Origin of the sequence: Streptomyces sp. WMMC940 (assembly GCF_027460265.1) — a bacterium.
Classification (GTDB): Bacteria; Actinomycetota; Actinomycetes; order Streptomycetales; family Streptomycetaceae; genus Streptomyces.
Genome location: NZ_JAPZBC010000001.1, coordinates 4,295,350 through 4,308,291, shown reverse-complemented (window position 1 = coordinate 4,308,291; position 12,942 = coordinate 4,295,350). Strand labels below are relative to the sequence as shown.

9 protein-coding genes are annotated in these 12,942 nt (G+C 73.0%); 2 read left to right on the top strand and 7 right to left on the bottom strand.

Translation table 11 applies throughout. The features are described from left to right. Positions 1-495: 495 nt before the first annotated feature. The 6 genes from O7595_RS19015 to O7595_RS18990 all read right to left on the bottom strand — a co-directional run bounded on the left by O7595_RS19015 (position 496) and on the right by O7595_RS18990 (position 7,560). Entirely contained in the window at positions 496-1,614 is a 1,119-nt protein-coding gene (locus O7595_RS19015) for an LLM class flavin-dependent oxidoreductase (RefSeq protein WP_269729850.1), read from the bottom strand. A 116-nt stretch (positions 1,615-1,730) separates the two neighbouring features. Then, complete coding sequence (locus O7595_RS19010) at positions 1,731-2,483, bottom strand: SDR family NAD(P)-dependent oxidoreductase (protein WP_269729849.1); 753 nt, start codon at positions 2,481-2,483, stop codon at positions 1,731-1,733. A 9-nt stretch (positions 2,484-2,492) separates the two neighbouring features. Next, entirely contained in the window at positions 2,493-3,416 is a 924-nt protein-coding gene (locus tag O7595_RS19005) for an LLM class F420-dependent oxidoreductase (protein WP_269729848.1), read from the bottom strand. Between the two features lie 662 nt (positions 3,417-4,078). Next, positions 4,079-5,596: a helix-turn-helix domain-containing protein gene (locus tag O7595_RS19000; protein WP_269729847.1), complete on the bottom strand. Its 1,518-nt coding sequence runs from the start codon at positions 5,594-5,596 to the stop codon at positions 4,079-4,081. A 250-nt stretch (positions 5,597-5,846) separates the two neighbouring features. Further along, complete coding sequence (locus tag O7595_RS18995; RefSeq protein WP_269729846.1) at positions 5,847-6,260, bottom strand: PaaI family thioesterase; 414 nt, start codon at positions 6,258-6,260, stop codon at positions 5,847-5,849. 79 nt (positions 6,261-6,339) lie between these two features. Next, the gene (locus tag O7595_RS18990) at positions 6,340-7,560 is read right to left on the bottom strand and encodes an amidohydrolase family protein (protein ID WP_269729845.1); all 1,221 of its coding nucleotides are present in this window, start codon (positions 7,558-7,560) and stop codon (positions 6,340-6,342) included. Between the two features lie 183 nt (positions 7,561-7,743). Between O7595_RS18990 and O7595_RS18985 the strand changes: the two genes are divergently transcribed. Next, positions 7,744-10,707 (top strand): AfsR/SARP family transcriptional regulator, encoded by a 2,964-nt coding sequence (locus O7595_RS18985; RefSeq protein WP_269729844.1) that lies wholly within the window; start codon positions 7,744-7,746, stop codon positions 10,705-10,707. A 203-nt stretch (positions 10,708-10,910) separates the two neighbouring features. Beyond that, positions 10,911-11,228 carry a hypothetical protein gene (locus O7595_RS18980; protein ID WP_269729843.1) on the top strand — a complete coding sequence of 106 codons (318 nt, stop codon included), beginning with the start codon at positions 10,911-10,913 and terminating at the stop codon, positions 11,226-11,228. A 62-nt stretch (positions 11,229-11,290) separates the two neighbouring features. Here the strand turns inward: O7595_RS18980 and O7595_RS18975 are convergent, their stop codons facing one another. Then, positions 11,291-12,871 carry a FadD3 family acyl-CoA ligase gene (locus O7595_RS18975; protein ID WP_269729842.1) on the bottom strand — a complete coding sequence of 527 codons (1,581 nt, stop codon included), beginning with the start codon at positions 12,869-12,871 and terminating at the stop codon, positions 11,291-11,293. Positions 12,872-12,942: the final 71 nt, after the last annotated feature.

Here is a 12,942-nt window from a genome sequence, read left to right as displayed (position 1 = left end):
GGGTGGTGCTGTCCGGTGGCGTGGGTGGACGGGATGTGGTGGGTACGGGCGTGGCCCGGTCGGGGGCGCCGCGGCCGGCCGCGGCCGCGTGGCCCTCCGACCGGGCCGGAAGCGGGAGGCGGCCCGGGATGCCACCGCCCGCGGTCCTCGGTGCACGGGACGCGCGCCACGAACCCCCGCTCGGGAGGCGGCCCCTCCGTCGGTCATGAGCGCCACCGGTGCCGCGCACCCGCCGACGGCCCGCGGCGGCCGCCGGGTGGACGGTCCGGGTCGGTAGCGACCGGTCGGGTTTCGGCGCGGTCCCCTCGGTACCGACGGTCAGGCACGTCCGTCCCCACGGGTCAGGCCGTCCGTCCCCACGGTTTCAGGGCCGCCGGACGGCGGGGCGGGCACGCGGACGGCGGGTCCTGCGGACCGTCCCGGCAGGTCGTCCCGCTCGGGCGGGGCGTCCATCGGACCGTCCGGGCCGGTCGGGGGCGGGCCGTCGGTACCCGCTCACGCGGACTCGCGGAAGCGGGTCGTGCGGTGGACCGGGTCCGTGTCGATCTTCGGGATGACGTGCTCGCCGACCAGCCGGATCGTCTGGAGGGTGTCCTCCTTGGAGATCCCGATCGGCAGGCCGAACGAGAGCTGGTCCGCACCCGCCTGCTCCCACCGCTTGCACTGCGCCAGCACCTCGTCCGGGTCGCCGCAGATCAGCAGTTCCTCCTGGATGAGGAGTTCGATGAGCTCCTCGTTGAACTCGGGCAGGGTCTCCGGCCACACGGGGAACCCCTCGGGCCGCGGGAAGGTGTCGTGGTAGCGGAACACCAGCGACTGGAGGTAGTGCAGCCCGCCTCCCGCCGCTATCCGCACCGCTTCCTCGTGCGTGGGGGCGCAGACGGCGGTCGACGTCACCATGACGTTGTCGTTGACGTAGTCGCCGATGGGGTCGGCCTCGCGGATCGCGGTCTTGTACTGCTCCAGCACCCACTCCATGTCGGAGACCTTCTGGACGCTGAAGCCCAGCACGCCGAGCCCCTTCCGGGCGGCCATGGCGTAGGAGGGCGGGGATCCGGCCGCGTACCACATGGGCGGGTGGGACTTCCCGTACGGCTTGGGCAGCACCTTGCGCGGGGGAAGTGACCAGTGTTTCCCCTGGAAGCCCTGGTACTCCTCCTGGAGCCACATCTTGGGGAACTCGGCGATGGTCTCCTCCCAGATCTCCTTGGTGTGGTTCATGTCGGTGATGCCCGGGAGGAAGCCGAGGATCTCGTGCGAGCCGGCGCCGCGCCCGGAGCCGAACTCGTGCCGGCCCTCGCTGAGGTGGTCGAGCATGGCGACCTTCTCGGCGACCTTGACCGGGTGGTTGACCTGGGCGAGCGGATTGAAGATGCCCGCGCCGAGATGGATCCGCTCGGTGGCGTGGGCGAGGTAGCCGAGGAAGACGTCGTTGGCGGAGAGGTGGGAGTACTCCTCCAGGAAGTGGTGCTCGGAGGCCCAGGCGTACTTGAAGCCGGACTCGTCCGCCTGGACGACGTACTCGGTCTCCTCCATGAGCGCCTTGTGCTCGGCGAGCGGGTCGGTCTCGGCGCGCTTGCCGACGTAACCCTGAACAAAGAGCCCGAATTCCAAGGGGGTTCACCGTCCCGTCCCTGCTTTTCTGACGCATCGTCAGATTTGACTCCGTCGACTGTTCCACCGCGCGTCCGGGGCGTCAATAGAGGGAGGGCGGCCTGTCTGACGATTCGTCAGAGCACGCTGACGCCGGCCAGCCAGCCGCCGTCGATGACGAACGGCTGCCCGGTGATGTAGGAGGAGTCGTCGCAGGACAGGAACAGCGCGAGCCGCGCCACCTCCTCCGGCTGCCCGACCCTCCCGAGCGGCACGAGCTGCCGGTACAGCCCGTCCAGCGCGTCCGGGTCCGCGCCGTCCGGGTTGCTCATCGGGGTGTCCACCGCCCCCGGGCACACCGCGTTGACCCGGATCCCCTTCGCCGCGAGCTCGATCGCGGCGACCCGCGTCAGACCGAGGATCGCGTGCTTCGTCGCGGCGTACGCCCCGACGTACGACATGCCCGTGAGCGCCGTGTACGAGGCCGTGTTGACGATCGTGCCACCGCCCGCCGCCTCGATCTCGGGCGCGACCGTCTTGATTCCCAGGAACGCGCCGACCTGATTGACCTGGACGATCTGCTGGAACTCCTCCAGGGGCGTGCTGACCAGCTCGTTGAAGCGCAGGATGCCCGCGTTGTTGACCAGTCCGTCGATACGGCCGAAGGCGGCCTTGGCGGCGGCGACGGCGGCCGCCCAGCCGGCCTCGTCGCCGACGTCGAGATGGACGTACAGGCCCCCCAGTTCCCTGGCCAGCGCCTCGCCCCGGTCGTCGAGCACGTCCGCGAGGACCACCCGGGCGCCCTCCGCGCTGAAGAGCCGCGCCTCCTGCTCGCCCTGCCCGCGCGCCGCGCCCGTGACGACGAAGACGCGCCCGTCCAGCTTTCCCATGCCGTACTCCTAACGGTCGAGGTGCGGAGCCACGTCGGCGGCGAAGGCCGCCATCTGGTCGATGAGCTCGCCGCGACTCCGGCTTCGGAACCGCACCTGGATCTGGTCCACGCCCATGGCGCCGTACTCGCGCAGCGACTCCGCGAGCGCGTCGGGCTTGCCGGTCAGCGTGCGCCGGCCCGTGTCCCAGCCGGCGTCGCCGACGTACAGGGGCTCGGTGATCGCGCCGATCACGAGGGGGCCCTCGACTCCGGCCTCCTCTCGCAGCGTCCGGAGCCGGGCGATCTGCCGCGGGAGGCGGTCTCGCGGATCGCCCTGCGGAAGCCAGCCGTCCCCCTTGAGGGCGGCCCGGCGCACGGCGGCGGGCGAGGAGCCGCCGACCCACAGCGGCACCCGGGCCTGGACGGGCCGCGGTCTCTGGCCGAGCCCCTCGAAGGCGAACCGCTCCCCCGCGAAGCGCGGGAACTCCTCCGGTCCGAGCGCCGCCCGGAGCGCGTCGATCGTCTCGTCGAGCACGGCGCCGCGCCCCTCGAAGTCGGCGCCGACCGCCTCGAACTCCTCGCGCACGTGCCCCGCCCCGACCCCGAGGAGCAGTCGGCCGCCGGACAGGTGGTCGAGCGTCGCGTACTGCTTGGCGGTGACCAGCGGATGGCGCAGCCCGACGACGGCGACATGGCTGAGCAGCCGCACCCGCTCGGTGGCCGCGGCCAGGAAGGACAGCGTGGCGACGGGGTCGTACCAGACCGTGGACATCGCCCCGGCGAGCCGCAGCGGGATGGCGACGTGGTCGCATACGGCGATGTACGCGAACCCGGCGCGGTCGGCGGTGCGCGCGATCGCCACGAGATCGTCCGGGCCCGCGGCCGCCTCCCAGGACTCGGCGTAGATGGTGCTCTGCGACTGAACCGGGAGCTGCATCCCGTAGACCACCATGGTTCGGCCCCTTCGCCACTGGATCCGACGTCGTCCGGCGGGCGCCGCCCGGAGCAACGATCTGACAGATCGTCATATCTGTTGAGTCTCCATGGTCTTGGCCGGCGTCTGATCGGGCAAGGGGTCTGCGGGTCACGCTCGGACGGGGCGGACCGGGGGCGGCGGGCGCGGGGGCGCGGGCGTGGGGGCGCGGGGCGCAGGTGTGGGGGCCGGCGGGGCCGCGGGCGTGGGGGCGTGGGCGTGGGGGCGCGGCGTAGAGGCGCGGGTCGCGGGCGTGTGAGGCGGACCGGGGCGGCAAGGGACTCCGATCGGGGTGCGGCGTACGAGCGTGCGCAGTGGACTGCGGTGTACGGGGCCGCGGGCGCGCGGGCGTGCAGGGCCGGAGCGACAAGGGACTCCGACCGGGTCGGTCCGCGACCGGGAGGGGCCCGGCCGGGACCGGGAGGGGTCGGGCCGGGACCGGGAGGAGCCCAGCCGGAACCGGGAGGGTCACGGTCCTGGACCGGGCCCGGCGCCGGAGGCGACGCCGGGGGCCGCGGGCGGACCGTGCACGGGCCGGGGGCGTACGGGCATGCGCGTACCCCCGTAACGCGAACGCCCTCACCCCGCGGCGGCACGTGCTCGCGGCCGCGCGGAAGGAAGTCCTCCGCGCCATCAGCACGTTAGGAGGCGACCCGGCCCCCGGGCCACCGTGCACGGTGATCAGATTCGGCGGCGGGCCGTGCACGCTGCCCACCCGTCACCTCCAGCGCGTGGACGAGGTCGTGGATCCCCGAACCGGTCGTCAGCAGATCGCGGTTGAGGAGCCGCTCCGCGGCGCGCAGCCGCGCCCGGACCGTGTTCCGGCTCAGCCCCAGCCGCTCGGCCGCCGCCCGGGCATCCGTACCGGCGCCGATCCACGCCTCCGCGGTGCGGTGCAGATCACCGTGCCGGCTGCCGCGCAGCGGACCCACGAAGCTCTCCGCCCAGCTCACGGCGGGCACGGTACGCAGCAGTTCGGGCAGCGTCGGCGCGGGCCGGCGGTCGTCGGCGGGGCCGGGGTGGACGGCGGTCAGCGACAGGGCCAGATCGAGTGCGGCACGGGTGCGCACGTCGCCGAGGTCGGCGCCCAGCGCCTCCTCCGCCCGGCGGCAGTGCGCCGCCACGGTGGTGCGGCTGATCTGCAGCAGCCGTGCCACGGCGGCGCGGGGGAACGTCACCGCCAGGCGTGTGATGTCCACCGTCGGCTTGGGCACGGCGGCCAGCGGCTCCAGGAAGGCGGAAGCCCACGCGGCGGCGGGCCGGCGGTCGAGCACCTGCACCAGCGAAGGCCGGCCCCGGTAGACGGCGAGCCGGTCCGGGGAGTTGCGGGCGACCGTGAGCGCGTGCAGCGCTTCTCCGTATGCGTCGGCCGTCGCGGCGAGCGGATGCGGCCTGCTGACGCCCAGCGCGTATCCGGGGTTCTCCCGGACCAGCCTGCGCAGCACCTCGCCCTGCCGCAGTCGGCCCACGGGCTCGGCGTCCTCGGCGATGGGGCAGATCAGATGCTCCTTGAACGCCGGGCAGTGCACCATCAGGGCGGCCCCGTGGTAGCCGGCGGGGTCGAGATACGTCCGGGCCAACCGGTCGCGGTCGGCCGGCGTGCAGTGCAGCAGATGGACCCGTATGCGCTCCGCGCCCAGCAGCGGCGGCACATCGCCCGTGGTCATGCGCCGGGCCAGGGTGACATCGCCGCTCATCAGCGCGGTGAGCACCGCGAACCGCAGCTGGCGGGACTTCGCCTCGTAGCCGTGGGCGTCCTCGTCGGCCGCCCCCGCCCGGTCGAGCAGTTCGAGGAGGCCGCCGGCGTGCGAGGCGAGCACCACCCAGTCGCGCGGGAGCGGCGCGGAGGCGGCCGTCACGAGCACCGGGCGCGGCGCCCGTCCGCCGAACGCCTCCAGGCGCACCTCCCGGCCGTTCAGGTGCGTCGTGGCCGCGACCAGCCCTCCGCCGGCGAGGGGGCCGGTGTGCTGGGGCAGCACCCGGGCGATCCCGGGCGGGAAGCCGGGCGTCGCCGCGTCGACCGAGCCCGCCCTGCCGACCCATGCGACGTCCGCCCCGATTCTGCCGCCCAGCCAGGCCAGTACCGAGGCCGGGCTCCGGCGCCGCACCACACGCAGCAGTTCGTCGAGTTCCGCCCCGAGCGCTCCCGCCTGCACCACCACTCCCACTCTCCCGCGGCCCTCCCGCCGCCTCCCCCACGACACACCGCGGACGGCGCCCGTCCGCGGGCCGGACCCGGCGGGCAACGCCGTTCCCCGCTCCCGGCGTTGCCCGCCCCCGTGGAGCCGCGCAACACGGGGGCGGGCTCCGCCGGACGGCCGGACCTGCAGGCCCGAACCTGCAGGCCCGGAACCCGACAGCGGACCCGACAGCAGAACCCTAGACGGCCCTACCCGAGCGGCGACGGCCCTACCCGAGCAACGCGTACACGGTCGAGGCGCGTGCGGCGGGCTCCTCGGTGCCGTGCGCCGTCATCGTGATGTCGGCGAACGCCATGCGCCGTCCCAGCTTGGAGATCCGGGCGTCGACGAGGACGTCCGCGCCGGCCACCGCCCGCTGGAACGTCGTCGACTGCTGGACCGTCGTCATGGGGACGAAGGCGCCCCGGGCCGAGGACACGGCGATCACCGTGGCGGTGTCGGCCGCCGCCATCAGCGCCTGGCCGGACAGGGCACCGCCCTCCCGGGCCAGCCGGTCCGTCCACGGCAGGCGCAGGACGGCGTGCAGTTCGCCCGTCCCGACCACGGTCAGCCCGAGGTCGAGCACCCAGGGGGCGAAGTTGTCGGCGAGGATCTTGTCGGCTTCGGCCGGAGTGAGCGTCATGTCCCGATGGTGGCGGCGGTCACGGGCCGATGTCCACGCCATCGACCGCGAGGGCCGTACGCCCGTCCGCGCCGGCCGATCACGGTCCGGCCCAGAGCCCGTCCTCCGTCAGCCCCAGCAGCTCGATGGCGTTGCCGCGCACGATCCGCTCCACCACGTCGGGCGCCAGATGCCCCATCTGCGCCTCGCCGACCTCGCGGGACTTGGGCCAGGTGGAGTCCGAGTGCGGGTAGTCCGTCTCGTACAGGACGTTGCCGACGCCGATCGCGTCGAGGTTCCGGAGGCCGAAGGCGTCGTCGAAGAAGCAGCCGTGGACGTGCCCGGCGAAGAGTTCCGAGGGCGGACGCAGCACCTTGTCGGCGACACCGCCCCAGCCTCGGTTCTCCTCCCACACCACGTCCGCGCGCTCCAGGATGTACGGGATCCAGCCGATCTGGCCCTCCGCGTACATGACCCGCAGATTCGGGAAGCGTTCGAACTTGCCGCTCATCAGCCAGTCGACCATCGAGAAGCAGCAGTTGGCGAAGGTGATGGTGGAGCCGACGGCGGGCGGGGCGTCGGCGGACGTCGACGGCATCCGGGAGGAGGAGCCGATGTGCATGGCCACGACCGTGCCGGTCTCGTCGCAGGCCGCCAGGAACGGGTCCCACGCGTCGGTGTGGACGGACGGAAGGCCCAGGTGCGGGGGTATCTCGGAGAACGCCACCGCCCGCACCCCGCGCGCCGCGTTGCGCCGCACCTCCGCGGCGGCGAGCTCCGCGTCCCAGAGCGGGATCAGGGTGAGCGGGATCAGCCGGCCCCGCGCCTCGGGCCCGCACCACTCCTCCACCATCCAGTCGTTGTAGGCGCGCACCCCGAGCAGCCCCAGCTCACGGTCCTTCGCCTCGGTGAACGTCTGGCCGCAGAAGCGCGGGAAGGTGGGGAAGCACAGGGCGGACTGGACGTGGTTGACGTCCATGTCGGCCAGCCGGTCCGGCACGCTGTACGAACCAGGCCGCATCTGCTCGTACGTGATGACCTCGAGCCTGATCTCGTCGCGGTCATAGCCGACGGCGGTGTCGAGCCTGGTCAGCGGCCGGCGCAGATCCCCGTACACCCACCAGTCCCCCACCGGCCCCTCGTCGCCCGGCGCCCCCATGACGGGGGCGAACCTGCCACCGAGGAACGTCATCTCCTTCAGCGGCGCGCGGACGACACGGGGGCCGCTGTCCCGGTACTTCGACGGGAGCCGGTCCCGCCAGACGCCGGGAGGCTCCACCGTGTGGTCGTCCACCGAGATGATCTTCGGGAAGGTCTCCATGTCTCCCACGGTAGCGCCGATCTGACGGATCGTCAGCTCATCGGTGGACGGGAACCCGCAGATCCTGTGCAGAGCGTCACCCCTTGCTGACGAGGCAGGCCCACACAAGGCAGACTGTCGGGGGCGAACCCGCGACACGAGCGGAACGAAGCGGGACGAAGGCGGTACCGGCAGGGGGTAGCGATGCACCGCGAGGACGGGCCCTCCGCACAGCCACACATTCCGGAGCCGCGGACTCCGGACCCGTCGGACGACGACCGGCACCTGCGCTTCAGCGTGCTCGGGCCCGTCCGCGCCTGGCGATCCGGACAGGCCCTGCCCCCCGGCTCACCCCAGCAGCGCGCCCTCCTCGCCGCCCTCCTCCTCCGCGAGGGCCGCACCGCCACCGCCGCCGAACTCATCGACGCCATCTGGGGCGAGGACCCGCCCTCCCAGGCCCTCGCAGCCGTACGCACCTACGCCTCACGCCTGCGCAAGATCCTCGACCCCGGCGTCCTCGTCAGCGAATCCGGCGGATACGCCATCCGCATCCCCGCCGACACCCTCGACCTCCAAATCGCCCAGGAACTCGTCGCCGAAGCCGAGAAATCACGCGCCGGCGGCGACCGCTGCCACGCCCGCGCCCTCATCAACCAATCCCTCGGCCTCTGGGACGGCGAACCACTCGCCTCCGTCCCCGGCCCCTACGCCGAGACCCAGCGCGCCCGCCTCGAGGAATGGCGCCTCCAACTCCTGGAGACCCGCCTCGAACTCGACCTCGACGTCGGCTGCCACGCCGAAGCCGTCTCCGAACTCACCGCCCTCACCGCCGCACACCCCCTGCGCGAACGCCTGCGCGAACTCCTGATGCTCGCCCTCTACCGCAGCGGACGCCAGGCCGAGGCACTCGCCGTCTACGCCGACACCCGGCGACTCCTCGCCGACGAACTCGGCGTCGACCCCCGACCCGAACTCGCCGCCCTCCAGCAGCGCATCCTCCAGGCCGACGCCGAACTCGCCCGCCCCGCCGAACAGCCCGCCCCCACCACCCCCCAACCCGCACGGCCCGCCCAGCTCCCCGCCACCGTCCCCGACTTCACCGGCCGCACCTCCTTCGTCCGCGAACTCGGCCGACGCCTCGCCTCCGCCGAAGGCTCCGTCATGGCCGTCTCCGCCCTCGCCGGCATCGGCGGCGTCGGCAAGACCACCCTCGCCGTCCACGTCGCCCACGAAGCCAAACCCCACTTCCCCGACGGGCAGCTCTACGTCGACCTCCAGGGCGCCGGCGCCCGCGCCGCCGAACCCGACACCGTCCTCGGCGCCTTTCTCCGCGCCCTCGGCACCGCCGACACCGCCATCCCCGACACCCTCGACGAACGCGCCGCCCTCTTCCGCTCCCTCCTCGACGGCCGCCGCGTCCTCGTCCTCCTCGACAACGCACGCGACGCCGCCCAGATCCGGCCCCTGCTGCCCGGCACCGCCGGCTGCGCCGCCCTCGTCACCAGCCGCGTCCGCATGGTCGACCTCGCCGGAGCCCACCTCGTCGACCTCGACGTCATGTCCCCCGACGAAGCCCTCCAGCTCTTCACCCGCATCGTCGGCGAAGAACGCGTCACAGCCGAACGCGAAGCCGCCCTCGACGTCGTCGGCGCCTGCGGCTTCCTCCCCCTCGCCATCCGCATCGCCGCTTCCCGCCTCGCCGCCCGCCGCACCTGGACCGTGTCCGTCCTCGCCGCCAAACTCGCCGACGAACGCCGCCGACTCGACGAACTCCAGGCCGGCGACCTCGCCGTCAAGGCCACCTTCGAACTCGGCTACGGCCAGCTCGAACCCGCCCAGGCCCGCGCCTTCCGCCTCCTCGGCCTCGCCGACGGCCCCGACATCTCCCTCACCGCCGCCGCGGCCACCCTCGGACTCCCCGAACACGACACCGAGGACCTCCTCGAAGCCCTCGTCGACACCTCACTCCTCGAATCCGCCGCCCCCGGCCGCTACCGCTTCCACGACCTCGTCCGCCTCTACGCGCGTGCCTGCGCCGAACGCGACGAACAACCCCCCGCGGAGCGCGAAGCCGCCCTGTCCCGCCTGCTGGACTTCTACCTCGCCACCACGGCCCGCGTCTTCGCCCTCGAACGCCCCGGCGACCGGCTCGTCGACCACCTCGCCTCCACCGTCTACGCCGGACTCGCCTTCACCGACCGCCACGAAGCCCTCGACTGGCTCTACCGCGAGGCCAACTCCCTCCTCGCCTGCGCCCGCCAGTCCTTCGTCGGCACCCGGCTGCGCCGAGCCGTCGACCTGCTGTGGGCCGCCAAGGACCTCGCCGAGTCCGGAGCCAACAGCAAGCAGTACGAATCCGCCGCCCTCGCCGCACGCGAGGCCGCACGCGCGTCGGGCGACGCCCACGCGGAAGGACGCGCACGAACGACCCTGACCAGCGTCCACCTCGTGGCGGGACGCTACGACGAGGCCGACGACGAAGCGACCCGTGCCCGCACCCTCGCGTCCGGCACCGGCGACCACGCCCCCGTCCCCTGGTCCGACAACGACCGCGGCATCATCGCCATCGTCCAGGAACGCTACGAACAGGCCGAGGAGCACCTCCTCAAAGCCGTCGAAGGCTTCCGCGCCGACGCCAACCTCGTCGGCGCCGCCAGCGCCCTGTGCAACCTCTCCCGCGTCCACCTCCTCCTCGGCCGCACCGCCAGCGCCATAGACCTCGCCCAGCAGGGCATCGCCATCTACGACGGCATGGGCATCACCGTGCGCCTCGCCAACGGCCGCTACGCCCTCGGCGTCGCCCTCACCCACGCGGGACGGCATGCGGAAGCCCTGGAACAGTTCGGCGACGCCCTGCGCATGTTCGCCGACGACCGCCAGCGCCTGTGGGAGGGCACCACCCACTTCCGCATGGCCGAGGCCCAGCTCAAGGCCCGCAAACCGGCCATCGCCGCCCAGCACGCCGAACAGGCCCTCGCAGGCGGCTGCATCGGCGGCGACCGCATGCGCGGCAACGTCCTCACCCTCCTCGGCCGCGCCCTCGACACCCTCGGCCAGACCGACCGCGCACGCGCCTGCTGGCGGGAAGCCCTGTCCGTCTACGAACAACTCGGCGTGTCCGACGCGGACCAGGTGCGCGCCCTGCTCACACCCCTCGCCGCCGCCTGACGGACCCCCGACCCGCACGTTCAGCGTTTGTTTATGCCGGCACGGCACTCTCGTACTCATCGGTCCGTCACATCGGGGGGCAGACGGGTCACGGGGGACTCACCACTAAGGTGAGCGGTCCCGAGGCGCCCGTTCGGCGACCCACGGGGGAGTCGCCGAACGGGCGTCACCGACCGGATCCGAGACACTACGGGGAGCAGACGATGAGCGAAGCACAGAAGAGCGACGAGACCTTCACCACGATGGACAACCACGTGCCGGCCCCGCCCAAGGACGGCTCCATCACCACGATGGACAACCACGTCCCCGCCCCGCCCAAGGACGGCCCCATCACCACGATGGACAACCACGTCCCCGCCCCACCCAAGGACGGCCCCATCACCACGATGGACAACCACGTCCCCGCCCCACCCAAGGACGGCGGCCCCATCACCACGATGGACAACCACGTCCCCGCCCCACCCAAGGACGGCCCCATCACCACGATGGACAACCACGTCCCCGCCCCACCGAAGCCCTGACCGCACACGACGGGGTGCGGCCGCGGCGGCGCGGAGGGGGAGCCGCCGCGGCCGCGGTGCGTTCAGCGGGCGTGCGCCTCGGCGCGCGCCCGCAGCTCCGTCTTCAGCACCTTGCCGCTCGCGTTCCTCGGCAGCTCCGCGACGAACTCCACCGACCGCGGCACCTTGTAGTTCGCCATCTCCCGCCGCGCCCAGGCGATCAGATCGTCCGCCGTCAGCGTCGAACCCGCCCGGCGCACCGCGTACGCCTTCCCCACCTCGCCCAGCCGCCCGTCCGGCACGCCGATCACCGCTACGTCCGCCACATCCGGATGCACGCCCAGGAGTTGCTCGATCTCCGCCGGATACGCGTTGAAGCCGCCCACGACGAACATGTCCTTGATCCGGTCGGTGATCCGCAGGTTCCCCGCCGCGTCGAGGACCCCCACATCGCCCGTGTGCAGCCAGCCGTCCGCGTCGACCGCCTCCGCCGTGGCCGCCGGGTCCTCGAAGTAGCCCCGCATCACGTTGTGGCCGCGCACCAGGATCTCCCCCGGCTCCCCCGGCTCCCCCGGCCCGGCCCCGACCCGCACCTCCGTGCCCGGAATGGCACGCCCCGACGTCGACGCGATCGTGGCCGGGTCGTCCCCGCGCCGACACATCGTCACGATGCCCGACGCCTCCGACAGCCCGTAGGCCGTGAGCACCGTCCCGATGCGCAACTCCTCCCGCAAGCGCTCCACGAGACGCAGCGGCACCACGGCCGCCCCCGTGACCACCAGCCGCAGCGCCGACAGGTCGTACGCGTCCCGGGCCGGATGGTCCAGCAGGGACTGGTGGAGCGTCGGCGGGCCCGGCAGGACCGAGATCCGCTCGGACGCGATGTTCGCCAGCACCGTGTCCACGCTGAACACCGGCTGCGGCACCATCGTCGCACCCCGCATCAGACACGCCACGATCCCCGCCTTGTAGCCGAAGGTGTGGAAGAACGGGTTCACGATGAGATAGCGGTCCCCCCGCCGCAGGCCCGCCAGCTCCGCCCAGACCGCATAGCAGCGCAGCGTCTGCGCATGAGTGATCACCGCGCCCTTCGGCGCCCCCGTCGTGCCCGAGGTGAAGACGATGTCCGACGGGGCCGACGGCGCCACCGCGTCCGCCCGGGCACGCACCCGGGACACCGGCACCCCGTCCCCGCCCGCGAGGAAGTCCTTCCAGGTGCGGTAGTCCTCCGGCGCACTGTCCGCGAACACCACCACCTGCTCCAGATACGGCAGTTCGACCTCGGCGCGCCGCAATGAGGCCACGTACGAGGTGCCGAGGAACGTGCCGGTGACGAACAGCAGCTTCGCCCGGGACCGGGCCAGGACGTACGCCGCCTCCGTACCCCTGAACCGGGTGTTGAGGGGCACGAGCACCGCGCCGGCCGACACCGCGCCCAGCGCGGAGACGATCCACTCGAGCGTGTTCGGCGCCCAGACGGCCACCCGGTCGCCCGGTTCCACGCCCGCGGCGACACAGGCGGCGGTCGCACGTTCGACGCGTTCGCCCAGCTCGGCGTAGCTCACCCGGTTACGGCCCTCGACCACCGCCTCCCGGTCGCCGTGGCGCTCCGCGGCGCTCCTCACCAGCCTCGGGATGGAGCCCCACTCCAGGTCGCCGCGCATAGCCCGAACCTCCCGCCCTCGACTGCGTCCCACTAGCTGACTACCCGTCAGATTAGCTGTACGCTCCCCCG